This window comes from Xylanibacillus composti (genome assembly GCF_018403685.1).
GTDB classification, from domain to species: Bacteria; Bacillota; Bacilli; order Paenibacillales; family K13; genus Xylanibacillus; species Xylanibacillus composti.
In genome coordinates this window covers 1-14,424 of sequence record NZ_BOVK01000064.1, presented here as the reverse complement: position 1 = coordinate 14,424, position 14,424 = coordinate 1, and the positions used below count along the sequence as shown (strand labels likewise).

The window sequence follows — 14,424 nt, the reverse complement described above, 5'->3', positions numbered from 1 at the left end:
CTCTGCTCCTTGACTGCTGTCGGCGCCGTATTAGTCTTCGCTATAGGTTTCTTTATATTTCTCCGCGCTCCAAAGCTTATCCAACTCAGAGGCGTCTGCGATTTCAACGACAATCATCCAACCGTCCCCGTAGGGCGCTTCATTGACCTGTTCAGGAGAGCCTTCCAAATTCGCATTGACTTCCAAAACTTTGCCGCTGACGGGCGCATAAAGCTCAGACACCGTTTTGACCGACTCGACACTGCCGAACGGCTCGCCGAAGGACAACTCGTCTCCAACCTTGGGCAGCTCTACAAAAACGATGTCTCCCAGTTCATTTTGGGCGAAATCGGTAATGCCAATTGTCGCCTTTGAACCGTCGACGCGCACCCACTCATGCTCTTCACTGTACTTCAACTGTTCTGGCACATTCATCTCATTGTCCCTCCTGGTTCGTCGACCCCATTATTTTTTGCAGGCGCTGCTCAACCAGCTTCAAGCCCTTTTCGCCCGCTTGGATGTGACGGAGCTGATGCTCAGCGTCAAACAAATAATAAGACGGCACATATTCATTCTGGAATGCATCCGTGATCGCATGCGCATTGTCAATCATGATCGGATGTTCCAGGTGATACTCCTCAATGACAGCTTTCGCTGCTGCAATGTCCGTGTCCTTCTCGGATCGCGGCATATGTACACCGATTACCTGCAGGTCATAGGGCTTGCCATAGTGCTCGCGCCATACCAATATTTGCGGCAGACCTTCCTTGCACATATGGCAGCTGACCGACCAGAAGTGGACAAGCACCGGCTTGCCCGCCAGCTGCTCCTTCGTCGCCTGCCCGTTCACCCACTCAGTGACGCCCTCGAAAGCAGGAAGCGGGGAACGCAATCGCATCGGCATCGTTCGTTTTCTCCTTTCCTCACAAACAAATACCCACGAAAGCAAGAGAACCGCTGAAGCTGATTCCCGGTACTTTCGCGGGGCTCGGTAAAAGGTTGCCCTCCCTATCGGCCATGGCCGGCAAGAGGGTCTTGGTAAGATGACAATTGCGCGATTTCAATAGCGCCCTTTATTTCGCTTCCAGAAACTTCTGCCCCGGCTTCCAGTTGGCTGGACACAGGCCGCCTGATTGAAGCGCCTGAAGCACGCGGACCGTTTCGTCTACGCTGCGGCCGACATCGTTAAAATTGACAACCTGATACTTCAAAATCCCGTCCGGGTCAATGATAAACAGCCCGCGAAGCGCAATGCCTTCCTCTTCGATCAAGACGCCGTAATCGCGTGCGACGGTCTTGTTGATGTCGGAAGCGAGCGGATAGGTCAATGGACCGAGTCCATTGTCATCGCGCGAAGTGTTGATCCAGGCACGGTGAGAAAATTTGCTGTCTGTGCTCACGCCCAGAATTTCCGTATCAAGATCCTCGAAGATGTCCTTCGATTCGGAAAAGGCGATGATCTCTGTCGGACAGACAAAGGTGAAGTCGAGCGGATAAAAAAACATGACCAGCCACTTGCCCTTGTAGTCAGACAGCGAAACCTTGCCAAAATCCTGACCGTTGCCCAGCGCGGTTTCCATCGTAAAATCGGGCGCCGGCCGGCCTACCAGACGTTCTGCCATGCCGTCAACTCCTCCTTCATTGCATATATGGTTGCAGCATCCTGTATAGGATGAACCTGTAAGCAAAGACTGCCACAATGAAATCGTACCATCCGCCCAAATCAAAGTCAATCTTATAACAATTATTTACTAATAATTAATATAAATAAATCTGGGGACGCATTATTTCGTCATGGCTTGCAAGATCTTCTCGCCCATCTGCACGGTGCTGAGCGCCTTTGTGCGGTCTGCCGCGATGTCTGCCGTGCGATGGCCGGCATCCAACACCTGCTTCACGGCGCGTTCAATGGAGTCAGCCGCATCTTCATAGCCGAACGTCAATCGGAACATAAGCGCGACCGACAAAATGGTGGCAATCGGATTCGCCAGTCCTTGTCCGGCAATATCCGGCGCAGAGCCATGTACAGGCTCGTACAATCCGAAGCTGCCTTCGCCGAGCGAAGCGGAGGAGAGCATGCCAATCGAGCCGGTTAACATTGCTGCTTCATCGCTCAGGATGTCGCCGAACATGTTCTCTGTCACAATAACGTCAAAGCTGGACGGACGGCGAAGCAGCTGCATCGCACAGTTGTCCACCAGGACATGCTCCAGCTCCACGTCCGGGTATTCCGGTGCAATTCGGTTGACTGTTTCTCTCCATAGGCGTGACGTTTCGAGAACGTTCGCTTTGTCTACAGACGCCAGCTTCTTGCGTCGCTTCTGGGCAATTTCGAAGCCTTGGCGAACGATCCGCTCGACTTCGCTTACGTTATATACACAAGTATCCACCGCTTCCTGGCCATTAGCCGAATCGCGGCGGAACTTCTCGCCGAAATAAATGCCGCCTGTCAGCTCGCGGACGACAATCAGATCCGTGCCCTTCAGCACCTCCGGCTTGATCGTCGAGGCTTCCATCAAGCAATCAAAGATGACGGCCGGCCGAATATTCGAGAACAGGCCAAGCTCCTTGCGGATGCCAAGCAGCCCTGTTTCCGGACGCAGTTCCTTCGGATTGTTGTCCCACTTCGGTCCGCCTACGGCGCCAAGCAGAACAGCATCCGCATTGCGGCACAGCTGCAGCGTCTCTTCTGGCAGCGGCGTTCCCTTCTCGTCGATTGCAATGCCTCCGAACAGGCCGTGCTCCGTTTCAAATTTGTAGCCGAACAGCTCCTCTGTTTTGTTCAATACCTTTTCCGCTTCTGCCACAACCTCCGGGCCAATTCCATCGCCCGCGATCACGGCAATCTTCTTCACTTCTGCCACGTTCGTCACTCCGTTCCAAGTATTGATCTTGTTTCATTTCCTAACCTCTGTTTTAACATAAAACCGCCCGTTTGACAAAGATGCAAAAGCTATTACCTTCATAGCCCGCTTCTATAGACAACCTCCGTCATCCTTGCCTTATGACTGGAACTGCAGGCGATGCAGCCGGGCATAGAGTCCGTCTGCCGCGAGCAATTCCTCGTGCTTGCCCTGTTCGGCAATTCCGTCTTCGGTCACGACCACAATGCGATCGGCATGGCGAATCGTTGCCAGGCGGTGGGCGATCACAAGCGAGGTTCTATTCTGGGCCAGCTCGTCCAGCGCCTGTTGAATCATTTTTTCCGTTTCCGTATCCAAGGCTGATGTCGCTTCATCCAAAATCAAAATCGGCGGATTCTTCAAAAACATGCGCGCAATCGCCAGCCGCTGCCTTTGGCCGCCCGAAAGCTTCAGGCCCCGTTCCCCGATCACTGTATCCAATCCGTCCGGAAGCCCTGCCAGCATATTGTCCAGGTAGGCTTTGCTTGCGGCAGCCCGAATTTCTTCCTCCGTTGCGTCCAAACGTCCGTAAGCGATATTCTCTCTTATCGTGCCGTTGAACAGGAACACGTCCTGCTGGACGACGCCAATCTGGGCTCGCAGCGACGACTGCTTCATATCCTGAATATCGATGCCGTCAATCGTTATCGTCCCTTCGTTCACCTCGTAAAAACGCGGGATGAGGCTGCATAGGGTTGATTTGCCTGCGCCGGACGGTCCAACGAGGGCAATCGTCTCCCCGGCGCGAATATGCAGATTCACGTTCTTCAGCACTATGGAGTGCTGCTCATAGCCGAACGATACATCGCGAAACTCGATTTCGCCCTTCAGATCCTTGACTGCAATAGCATTCGGCTTGTCTGCAACATCCGGTTCCGTATCCATCAGCTCGCAAAACCGCTTGAAGCCGGCCATGCCCTTCGGGTAAGTTTCCATCAAGGCATTGATTTTATCAATCGGCTTCAAGAAGATGTTGACATACAGCAAGAAGCCGACAAGTGCGCCAATCGTCAGGCTGCCCGTATAAGCGAACCAGGCTCCGCTGACGAGCACAATCAAGTGGATGAGGCGGGTCAGCATATAGATGCTGGACGAGCTGTAGGATATCACTAAGTACGAGCGCAGTTTTGCCAGTCGAAACGCTTTGTTGTTTTGCAGAAAGCGATCTTTTTCAAATTGCTCGTTGCCGAACGATTTTACTACGCGAATGCCGGAGATGCTGTCTTCGACCCTTGCGTTTACTTCGCCGATCTTCTCAAACATGGTTGTGGCCGCCCGATTCAGTCGGCGGTTGAAGAAGACGATCAGCCATACGAGGATAGGAACCGCCACGAACGTGATGAGCGCCAGCTGCCAATTGACTGTCAGCATGATGCCGAATGCACCGACGAATGTCATCAGCGCGATGAACATGTCCTCCGGCCCATGATGCGCCACCTCTCCGATTTCGAACAAATCATTCGTCATCCGCGACATCAGCTTGCCGGTTTTCGTATTGTCGAAGAAGCGGAAGGAAAGCTTCTGCACATGGTTGAACAGCTGCTGGCGCATATCGGTCTCAATATTGATGCCCAGCTTGTGCCCCCAATAGTTCACGACAAATTGCAGACCCGTACTCGCTATGTACAAGAACAGCAAGGCTAGTCCAACCCAAGTAATCATCTTCCAGTTTTCTTCGGGCAACAGCGTGTCAATCATCCACTGCACGCCAAGCGGGAAGGCCAGCTCCAGTAAAGCGACAATGACCGCACAGCTGAAATCCAGCAGAAACAGCTTGCGATGCGGCCGGTAGTAAGTCATAAATCGGCGTATCATTCCGTCGAGTTCCCCCCTGCCAGTCTCGCCTTGCCTGCAAACCAATAACCCACGAAAGCGAAGCGAGGCTTAGAGGCTAATTTCTACTCTTTCGCGGGACCCACTAGCAGACATTTTATAATTTCGAAAATTTGTACTACAACAAAAAAAGCTGGGCCGCCCTGACTATTGCCAGATTCGGTGCGGCCCTGCTGCACAAGGCAACCTTGTCTCGATTGTTTCTGTGCTTTACAGCTTCATCTTACGAGGAACGACGGCTCATATTGTTTACTGCGCAAAACAATGCCTTCACAGATGAGGTCATAATATCCACATCGATCCCCGCGCCCCAATGCGTCTTCCCGTCGTCCCCTGTCATGCCGATGTAAGAAATGGCCTGTGCGCTGGAGCCGATTTCCAAGGCATGCTCTTGATAAGTCAGATTGGTGAACGAGAGACCCAGATGCTTTTGCAGGGCGTTGCTGATGGCATCGAGCCGTCCGTTGCCGTTGCCCACAATCTCTTTCTGCTCGCCGTTCACCCGAATGATGACTGTCGTCTGGTAATCGTCGCTTTTCTCGAATTGGTAGCGTACAAATTCGATAGGCTCGTTAACGTTCACAAAGGATTCCTTAAAGATCGTGAAAATCTCATCCGGCTGCAGTTCCTTCTGAAGCTTGTCGGAGACATCCTTCACCCGATAGCCAACGCTTTCCCGCATGGCCGCTGGCAAGTCGAGCCCATACTTGTGCTGGAGCACGTATCCGATGCCGCCCTTGCCGGATTGGCTGTTGATGCGGATAATGTCGCCCTCGTACTCTCTCCCGATATGATGAGGATCGATCGGCAGGTACGGTACGCTCCAATAGGGCGGATTCTGTTCCTCCCGCCACTTCATTCCCTTAGCGATCGCATCTTGATGAGAACCGGAAAATGCCGTGAAGACTAACTCTCCCGCATAAGGATGACGTTCGCCGACACGCATTTTTGTCAGCCGTTCATACTTCTTCAAGAGATCGGGGAGATTCTCGAAATTCAGTTTTGGATCTACGCCGTGCGAAAACATATTAAGGGCCAGCGTAATGATGTCCACATTTCCGGTGCGTTCCCCATTGCCGAACAGCGTGCCTTCCACACGTTGTCCGCCAGCCAGCACGCCAAGCTCTGCGTCAGCGACACCAGTCCCTCTGTCGTTGTGAGGATGAAGCGACAGGACCACGTTGTCCCGGTACTTCAGATTTTCGCTCATGTACTCGATCTGACTCGCGTACACATGCGGCATAGACATCGAGACCGTCGCGGGCAGGTTGATGATCACCTTATTGTCCGCGGCAGGCTTCCAAACTTCCAGCACCTCGTTGCAGATTTCAAGCGCGAATTCAATCTCGGTTCCGGTGAAGCTTTCCGGCGAATATTGAAATTGGAAGTTTCCTTCGGTTTCGGACGCGCATTCGAGGAAGAGCTTCGCACCTGTTACAGCGATATCGATGATTTCCTGCTTCGACTTGCGGAACACCTGCTCGCGCTGGGCCAGCGAGGTAGAATTATACAGATGCACAATCGCACGCTTGGCGCCCTTGAGTGATTCGAACGTCTTGCGAATAATATGCTCCCTGGACTGGGTCAACACCTGAATCGTGACGTCGTCCGGGATGAGGTTCTGCTCAATCAAGGTTCGCAGAAAGACGAATTCCGTTTCCGAGGCGGCAGGAAAGCCAACCTCGATCTCCTTGAATCCGATATCTACAAGCATCTGGAAATATTCCAGCTTCTCCTCCAGATTCATAGGCACGATCAATGCCTGATTGCCGTCCCGAAGGTCGACGCTGCACCATGTCGGCGCTTCTGTAATATACTCCTTCTGCGTCCATTTCAAGCTTTGCCTCGGGGGCATAAAATAACCTCTGGTGTATTGCTCTACATGTTTCATTGGGTCGTTCATCCTTTCTGTTTGCAGCATTCGGCTTCGTCTACACGGAATGAAGACAAGTTGATCCACTCAAAAAAAGCCTTCCGCCTCCTAATAAGGAGACGAAAGACTCATCGATCTAATCGCGGTACCACTCCAGTTCATATCCTGCGGATATGCGCTCAGCGGAAACAGGATGGGTAACCTCCTGCATTCCTCCTGTAAATAACGGTCAGGTTCCGGCTCCGCTTACTTCGATCCGTACATAGTGCGCAGGGTTCAGCGGGCAACTCCGAGGCGAGTTCAGACGAGGGCTGTGGCTGCTTCACACCGACCAGCAGCTCTCTGGGCACAACCAATGCCATACTTTTCCTCTTCATCGTCTTTTCTTTTATTTATTGTACTTCATTGCATGCAGCGAAATCAAGGGCTTACTTCTTGATCCAAGCCATCATTTCGCGGAGACGGCCGCCAACCTGCTCGATTGGATGCTCTGCTTCGTTGCGGCGAGTTGCAGTCATGAAGGCGTTGTTGGATTGGTTCTCCAGAATGAAGTCGCGCGCGAAGCGTCCGCTTTGGATATCTTCCAATACAGCCTTCATCGCCTTCTTCGTCTCGTCCGTTACGATGCGCGGTCCAGTTACATAGTCGCCGTATTCCGCTGTATTGGAGATCGAATCGCGCATTGTAGCGAGACCGCCCTCATACATCAGGTCTACAATCAGCTTCAATTCATGCAAGCACTCGAAGTAGGCCATTTCCGGCGCATATCCGGCTTCCACCAGCGTTTCGAAGCCTGCTTTAACCAACGCGGTAGCGCCGCCGCAAAGCACAGCCTGCTCGCCGAACAGATCGGTTTCGGTTTCTTCCTTGAAGGAAGTCTCGATAACCCCTGCACGGGTACAACCGATGCCCTTCGCATATGCCAAGCCGATCGCCTTCGCATTGCCCGTTGCATCTTGATGGATGGCAATCAGTCCCGGAACGCCGAACCCTTCTACGTATGTACGGCGTACGAGATGTCCCGGAGATTTCGGTGCAACGAGCAGCACATCGTTGTCACTGCGCGCCACGATTTGGCCATAGTGCACGTTGAAGCCGTGGGAGAACATGAGCGCCGCGCCCTTCTTCAGGTTCGGCTCGATTTCTTCCTTGTACACTCTTGCCTGCGTTTCATCCGGCATCAAAATTTGAACAACGTCTGCGCGAGCAGCGGCATCGGCTACGCTCAGCACTTCGAAGCCGTCGTTCTTCGCTTTTTCAGCAGAACGGCCCTGGCGCAAGCCAATAATGACATTCAAGCCGCTGTCGCGCAGGTTTTGCGCCTGAGCATGGCCTTGGCTGCCATAACCGATTACTGCGATCGTTTTGCCTTGCAATACCTGAAAGTCTGCGTCGTTGTCATAGTACATTGTTACTGCCATGGAATTGATAGCCTCCTTCAAATGGTTCCCCAGAGCGGGTGCTGCAGCGGACCCGACCGTGCCCGATCACCGATCCGTTCCAGCACCCCTCCGGGGTGTTATTCCGATTGTGCTTATCCTTGCTGCGCTGCCAGCGTCAAGCTCTGCCCAACCCGCGCGTCATAGCGGTTACCCCTGTGCGGGACAGCTCTCTGATTCCGTACGGCTTGAGCAGCTCGACTATGGCGTCAATCTTGTCCGTATCGCCAATCGCCTGCACGATCATCGTGCTTGCGCCGATATCCACGACCGAGGCGCGGAATGTCTCAACGACGCCGAGAATTTCCGGGCGCGCTGCCGGCTCCGCGTTCACCTTGATCAACGCTACTTCCCGGGCGACCATCGGTCCTGCGCTTAGATCCACAACCTTGATTACATCGATCAGCTTATACAGCTGCTTGGAAATTTGCTCCAGCGTGCGCTCGCTTCCCGTCGTCACGATGACCATTCTCGACAGCCCGTGTTCTTCCGATTCTCCGACTGTGATGCTCTCAATATTGAATCCCCGCCGACCGAACAACCCGGCTACGCGCTGCAGCACACCGGGCTGGTTGTTGACCAGAACGGAAATCGTATGCCGATGCGTACTCATTCTTCATCCCCCATTATCATCTGATCGATCGTATTGCCCTGCGTGACCATCGGAAATACATTTTCCCCTTTGCGCACGACGAAATCAATCAGAACGGGTCCCGGCGTATTCATCGCTTCTTGCCATGCTTTGCGCGCTTCTTCCTTGTTCGTTGCCCGCAGTCCCTTCACACCGTACGCCTCCGCCAGCTTGACAAAGTCGGGGCTGCCGGCAAGATCGATATGGCTGTAGCGGTTGTCATAAATGATCTCCTGCCACTGGCGAACCATACCGAGCACTTGGTTGTTGATGACCACAATTTTAACCGGAATGTTGTGAATCGCGCAAATCGCCAGCTCCTGCGAGCACATTTGCATGCCGCCGTCCCCGTTGATCGAAACGACCAATCTGTCCGGATTGCCCATCTGCGCGCCGATTGCCGAAGGGAAGCCGAAGCCCATCGTGCCGAGTCCACCCGAAGTTATCCAGGAACGCGGATGGTTAAAGCGGTAGTACTGGGCTGCCCACATTTGGTGCTGGCCGACGTCTGTCGTTACAATCGCCTCGCCCTTGGTCGCTTCGTGAATCATCTCGATCACATACTGCGGCTTGAGCTCCGTATCCGAGTCCTTGTAGCGCAGCGGCTTTTCCTCTTTCCACGTTTGCACCTGATCGATCCAGGCCGCAGATTTCGCCGGCTTCACCTTCTCGTTCACCAGCTCCAGCACGGCCTTCACATCGCCTACGCACGGAATGGCGGTAGGAACGGTCTTGCCAATCTCCGCAGGGTCCACGTCAATATGCGCAATCTTCGCTTTCGGGGCGAAGCCCTTCACCGCCATCGTGACCCGATCGTCAAATCGGGCGCCTATGCTGATGAGCAAGTCGCAATTTTGCAGGGCAGTGTTCGCCGTAAAGGTGCCGTGCATGCCTGGCATGCCCATCCACAGCTCGTGGCCGCTAGGGAATCCGCCCAGTCCGAGCAGTGTGGTCGTTACGGGTATCCTGGCTTTATTCACAAGCTCCAAGAGCTGCTCATGGGCACCTGCATACACGACACCGCCGCCAGCCAGGATGACCGGGCGCTCTGCCTCTTCAATCGCCTTCACCAGCCGTTCCACCTGCAGCTTGTTCGGCTGGACGGTCGGATTATATCCGCGGATGTTCACTTCTTCCTTCCACTCGAACCTCGTTTTCTGTGCAGAAATATCCTTCGGGATATCGATCAGCACCGGGCCCTTCCGCCCTGTATTGGCGATGTGGAAGGCCTCGTGAATGATGCGCGGCAAGTCCTCCACGTTGCGCACCAAGTAGCTGTGCTTCGTGATCGGCATCGTAATGCCGGTAATGTCCGCTTCCTGGAACGCGTCTGTACCGATGGCGGTTGTCGCCACGTTGCCGGTAATGACGACGAGCGGCACCGAATCCATATACGCGGTCGCAATTCCCGTGACCAAGTTCGTGGCGCCAGGTCCCGAGGTCGCAATGCAAACCCCGACCTTCCCTGTAGATCTCGCATAGCCGTCAGCCGCATGGATCGCCCCTTGTTCGTGACGCGTCAAGAGATGGTTGAAGTCCTTGTTGCCGTGCATGGCGTCGTAAATGTACAGTACCGCACCGCCCGGATAGCCAAAGACGCAATCCACACCCTCCAACAGCAAAGATCGAAGTAAAATTTCTGAACCCGTAATGACATCCGGCTTAAGCAGCCTGCTTCGCAAATCTTCATCGAGAACTGCCGTCGTTTGAGCACTCATGAGAAGCTCCTCCTTCCAAAAATTTCATTACCACCTGTGCTTGCCATAAAAAAAACCTTCCGCCCTGAAGTCTTGCTCTACTTCTCAGGGACGAAAGGATCTCTTCCGTGGTACCACCCAGATTCGTTATTCATTTCGCAATGGATAACCTCTGCAGGTTGTCAGGCGGCGGAATCAAGTCAAATGCACTGCTGTATGCCGGTTGCTTGATTGCCAGACTTAGCGCCTGATACCCTGGTACTTAACGCGTACCAAAACGATTCCTCCTACTAGCCGGCAGTTTGTTGCTTCCGCCGCTTTTCAGAGAAACAGCTCCGAGGTGAGCTCGTATCTAGGGGATTAAGGTGAAGGTTTCAGCTAATCCTTCACTCTCTGGCACATAAGAGCCCCTAAAACTTCGTCCTCTTCATAGCCGATCTGTGTATGGGTTATTCCAACAAGTTTAAGGATAATTATAAAATTGCTCCGACCGATAGTCAAGCGTTTTTTCCGATCTGGAGGCGATTTACACGTTCTTCATGTTTTTCCTCCTGTTGCGCGATCTTCGTCGGGCATCATTCTGTTCACCGTTGGGCCGTCCATCGACGTCATGCTTAGTTTGCGGAAAATGGAGCGCCGGTATCCCGCCTATTTCATACAGGTGTCGGAAATATAAAAAGCCGCCAACCGTAAGGCTGACAGCTCTCATACACGCCATGATTTAGGCGTTGATTTTCTGCTTCGCAATACCTGCGAGGTCTGCAAAAGCTTTGGAATCGTTCACTGCCAGATCGGCGAGGATTTTGCGGTTCATGTCCACGCCTGCCAGCTTCAAGCCGTGCATCAACTTGTTGTAAGTCAATCCGTTCAGGCGCGCAGCCGCGTTGATCCGCACGATCCACAATCTGCGGAAATCGCGCTTGCGCTGACGGCGGTCACGGTATGCATACAGCAAGGATTTCATTACTTGCGCATTGGCAGTCTTGAACAATCTGTGCTTGGAACCGAAATATCCTTTAGCCAACTTCAAAATCTTTTTATGACGACGACGAGTGACAAACCCGCCTTTAACTCTTGCCATGATAGTTCCTCCTTCGGGTTATCATCGGGCTCTGGCACTTGCTGCGCACGGAGCTCCGATTGCGGTGATTTCTTTATTTCACGTAAGTGATCAGTTGTTCAATGCGCTTCGCATCGCCCTTGGCCATGATCTCGCTGCCGCGCAGCTGGCGCTTTTGCTTCGGCGATTTGCTGGTCAGGATGTGACGCTTGTACGCTTGGTTCCGTTTGATTTTGCCAGTGCCTGTTTTGCTGAAACGCTTGGCGGCACCACGATGTGTTTTCATTTTCGGCATTGTGCAGATCCTCCTAAACTATTCTGAATATGTGGATCATGTCGGTATCGGACATTATTTCGCGTTCGGTCCCAAAATCATGATCATGCTGCGGCCTTCCAGTTTGGGCTTGCGCTCCATTACGGCGATATCTTCCACTTCCTTCGCCACGCGCTCGAGCACCCGTTGGCCGATGGCCGCATGTGTAATTTCCCGTCCGCGGAAGCGAACCGAGCATTTGACCTTATCGCCGTCCTTCAGAAACTTGTTCACGTTGCGCAGCTTCGTCTGGAAATCATGCTCCTCGATGTTCGCGCTGAAACGCACTTCCTTCAGTTCGACGACCTTCTGATTCTTACGGGCTTCCTTTTCTTTCTTCTGCATTTCGTAGCGGTATTTCCCGTAATCCATAATCCGGCACACCGGCGGTTTTGCTTGTATGGCAACAGCCACCAGGTCCAGATTGGCATCGGCAGCCATTTGCAACGCTTCGCGTGTCGGCTTGATTCCGATCTGCTCCCCGTCTGCTCCAATCAAACGAACTTCCTTGGCGCGGATGTCTTCGTTGATTACATGATCTCTACTAATAGCTTGCCACCTCCAGTGGAATTTTGCGTGAAGCCTTCTTCGTTACGAAAAAAAAGATGCGGGCACAAAATGCCCACATCCTTGTCTCCTGTTCGCTGTTGCAATACGAACCAATTCACCAGTAACCAGCCGGCTTCGCTGCCGGTCAGGTGAGAAGCGGGCGCTTCTGCTTAGAACCGTTATCCAATTCACCAAAATAATATATCACGACAGCATTCCGCTGTCAACCTCCCCTTGCACCGCAGTTGCTTCCACTTCAGTGTACGCTTGCAGCAGTCTGGAGAAAATCTGGTCCCACGTTTGGCGGGATGCGTATTCGCGCGCCCCATGCCCCAACCGGACACGCTGCCAGTCATCCTCGTACAGACGAATTAAAGCATCGGTGAAAGCTTGCGTTTCGCCCGGCGGACACAGATATCCATTTCGTCCATGCTGCACATTGTCTCGCACGCCGCCTGCATCGGCCCCGATTACGGGTGTTCCGCTGGCCATCGCTTCCAGCACAACATTGCCGAAGGTCTCCGTTGCAGAAGGAAAGAAAAAGACGTCGGCTGCGGCGTACAGGTCGCTGAGCGTCCGCCCTTCCTGGAAGCCGAGGAAGTGCACATCCGGATAATCCGCCGGTTCGTAGGTTTCCAGCAGCTCCTTGTACTGCGGTCCGTCTCCCGCGATGAGGAAGGAGCAGCGGCGGCGAATGTGCTCGGGCAACGCCTGATAGGTGTCAAACAGCATGTGCAGGCTCTTCTCCGGGGCCAGGCGTCCGACATACAGCACGACAAAACGGTCTTTGGCAATCCCCCACCGCTCCAGCACAGCCTCGCGATCCACATGCGGCGTAAAGCGGGTCAGATCGACGCCTCTCCCCCAAATATCCATTTTGCCAGCATCAAACCCTTTCCCAATCAAGTGTTCTAGGGTAGACTGAGAGGGGACGAAAATTTTTTTGCAGTCTTGATGAAACCAGTGCATATATTTCCAAAGGACGGATTCAACCCATTGGATTTTGTAATAGGCCAAGTACTGGTCGAAATGCGTATGGTAGGAGGCAACCAGCGGGATGCCGTGCTTCACGGCATAATGATGGCCATACAAGCCGATATTGAACGGCGTTGCCACATGGACCACGGTCGGATTGAAATCGCGCAGCGTCTTCTTGATATGGATGGGGTTCGGTATTCCCAATCTGCACTGCGGATACAATATAAAGGGTATGCTGTATAAACGCTGGACAACATCTCCATCTGTGCCGGCGTCCCTCTCCTGATGATCTGGAGCGAAAATTTTGACTGGAATGTGACGGGATTCCAAATAATCCACCCATCTGGCCAAGGTTTTGGATACACCATTCACATCAGGCAAATACGTGTCTGTAAACAAGGCAACTCTCATCCGTTCGACCCTCCATTCATCTTGCATTCGCCTAGTGATTATGATATATATTGTAATTCCCGTATGTAAGGAGAACATTAACCGAAAATCAAAGTTTATCTGCTTATTATTTTATACTTTATTTAATACTACATTAACACTTATCTTTTAAAATGAGAAACGTGAAGCAGTCAATCTGCCTGCCGACAGAAGGAGGGACACTTGATGAGCCGTGTCGTGATATGGCTACACCACCGGGAGCTTCGCATGTTTCACTGGATCAATCAACGACTGCAACATCAGATAATGGACTGGATCATGGGCAAAATCACGCATTTGGGCGGCGCTACCTTCACCATTTCGGCGATGGCGCTGCTGTGGATTTTGGCTTCCGGCGCGCTTGCGCGAACAGCGATGCTTGGCCTGATTGCTTTGGCAGCAAGCCATATCCCCGTAGCTTTTATAAAAAGAATATACCCGCGCTTGCGGCCATACGACGCATTGCCGGAGGCGATTCTCTCGTCGCTTCCGTTGAAGGACCATTCCTTCCCGTCAGGACATACAACCGCTATTTTTTCTATTATAACACCTTTCGTCCTTATTTTTCCATTGTTTGCCGTGCTTCTGGTGCCGCTTGCGCTGACCGTAGCCATCTCCAGAATTTATCTGGGGCTGCACTATCCGTCAGACGTCTTCGTCGGATTTATTCTCGGCACTTCAGCCGGTATCGCAACGGTCATGCTTGCAAGTTAAGATTGCCCACGAAAGTGACGTCAAGC

General features: G+C 52.9%; 14 protein-coding genes and 2 other annotated features. Of the genes, 1 reads left to right on the top strand and 13 read right to left on the bottom strand.

From position 1 onward, the window contains the following. Positions 1 to 30 precede the first annotated feature (30 nt). The 13 genes from gcvH to XYCOK13_RS18520 form a co-directional block, all read right to left on the bottom strand. Positions 31 to 414, bottom strand: a complete 384-nt coding sequence (gene gcvH / locus XYCOK13_RS18580) for a glycine cleavage system protein GcvH (protein WP_213413739.1) — start codon at positions 412 to 414, stop codon at positions 31 to 33. A 1-nt stretch (position 415) separates the two neighbouring features. Continuing rightward, a complete protein-coding gene (locus XYCOK13_RS18575; protein WP_213413789.1) occupies positions 416 to 877 on the bottom strand; it encodes a redoxin domain-containing protein in 462 nt (153 codons plus the stop codon). A 175-nt stretch (positions 878 to 1,052) separates the two neighbouring features. Continuing rightward, positions 1,053 to 1,601: a peroxiredoxin gene (locus XYCOK13_RS18570; protein WP_213413738.1), complete on the bottom strand. Its 549-nt coding sequence runs from the start codon at positions 1,599 to 1,601 to the stop codon at positions 1,053 to 1,055. A gap of 162 nt (positions 1,602 to 1,763) precedes the next feature. After that, on the bottom strand, positions 1,764 to 2,843 hold the full coding sequence (leuB, locus tag XYCOK13_RS18565; RefSeq protein WP_213413737.1) for a 3-isopropylmalate dehydrogenase: 1,080 nt from the start codon (positions 2,841 to 2,843) through the stop codon (positions 1,764 to 1,766). Positions 2,844 to 2,981: 138 nt separating this feature from the next. Further along, positions 2,982 to 4,697, bottom strand: coding sequence for an ABC transporter ATP-binding protein (locus XYCOK13_RS18560; RefSeq protein ID WP_213413736.1), 1,716 nt, complete (start codon positions 4,695 to 4,697; stop codon positions 2,982 to 2,984). 241 nt (positions 4,698 to 4,938) lie between these two features. Further along, positions 4,939 to 6,606 carry a 2-isopropylmalate synthase gene (locus XYCOK13_RS18555; RefSeq protein ID WP_213413735.1) on the bottom strand — a complete coding sequence of 556 codons (1,668 nt, stop codon included), beginning with the start codon at positions 6,604 to 6,606 and terminating at the stop codon, positions 4,939 to 4,941. A 94-nt stretch (positions 6,607 to 6,700) separates the two neighbouring features. Next, positions 6,701 to 6,974 (bottom strand) — a binding site (T-box leader). A 42-nt stretch (positions 6,975 to 7,016) separates the two neighbouring features. Next, positions 7,017 to 8,018 carry a ketol-acid reductoisomerase gene (gene ilvC, locus XYCOK13_RS18550; protein WP_373314452.1) on the bottom strand — a complete coding sequence of 334 codons (1,002 nt, stop codon included), beginning with the start codon at positions 8,016 to 8,018 and terminating at the stop codon, positions 7,017 to 7,019. Positions 8,019 to 8,145: 127 nt separating this feature from the next. Next, positions 8,146 to 8,640, bottom strand: coding sequence for an acetolactate synthase small subunit (gene ilvN, locus XYCOK13_RS18545; RefSeq protein WP_213413733.1), 495 nt, complete (start codon positions 8,638 to 8,640; stop codon positions 8,146 to 8,148). Next, positions 8,637 to 10,376, bottom strand: coding sequence for a biosynthetic-type acetolactate synthase large subunit (gene ilvB, locus XYCOK13_RS18540; RefSeq protein WP_213413732.1), 1,740 nt, complete (start codon positions 10,374 to 10,376; stop codon positions 8,637 to 8,639). Before ilvB ends, ilvN begins: the two co-directional genes overlap by 4 nt. Before the next feature lie 700 nt (positions 10,377 to 11,076). Beyond that, a complete protein-coding gene (gene rplT, locus XYCOK13_RS18535) occupies positions 11,077 to 11,436 on the bottom strand; it encodes a 50S ribosomal protein L20 (protein ID WP_213413731.1) in 360 nt (119 codons plus the stop codon). Between the two features lie 73 nt (positions 11,437 to 11,509). Then, positions 11,510 to 11,710, bottom strand: coding sequence for a 50S ribosomal protein L35 (rpmI, locus tag XYCOK13_RS18530; protein WP_213413730.1), 201 nt, complete (start codon positions 11,708 to 11,710; stop codon positions 11,510 to 11,512). Positions 11,711 to 11,764: 54 nt separating this feature from the next. Then, on the bottom strand, positions 11,765 to 12,277 hold the full coding sequence (gene infC / locus XYCOK13_RS18525) for a translation initiation factor IF-3 (RefSeq protein WP_213413788.1): 513 nt from the start codon (positions 12,275 to 12,277) through the stop codon (positions 11,765 to 11,767). A 44-nt stretch (positions 12,278 to 12,321) separates the two neighbouring features. After that, positions 12,322 to 12,455 (bottom strand) — a sequence feature (ribosomal protein L20 leader region). A 26-nt stretch (positions 12,456 to 12,481) separates the two neighbouring features. Continuing rightward, positions 12,482 to 13,666 (bottom strand): glycosyltransferase family 4 protein, encoded by a 1,185-nt coding sequence (locus XYCOK13_RS18520; RefSeq protein WP_213413729.1) that lies wholly within the window; start codon positions 13,664 to 13,666, stop codon positions 12,482 to 12,484. A gap of 204 nt (positions 13,667 to 13,870) precedes the next feature. Between XYCOK13_RS18520 and XYCOK13_RS18515 the strand changes: the two genes are divergently transcribed. Further along, positions 13,871 to 14,398 (top strand): phosphatase PAP2 family protein, encoded by a 528-nt coding sequence (locus XYCOK13_RS18515; RefSeq protein ID WP_213413728.1) that lies wholly within the window; start codon positions 13,871 to 13,873, stop codon positions 14,396 to 14,398. Positions 14,399 to 14,424 lie beyond the last annotated feature (26 nt).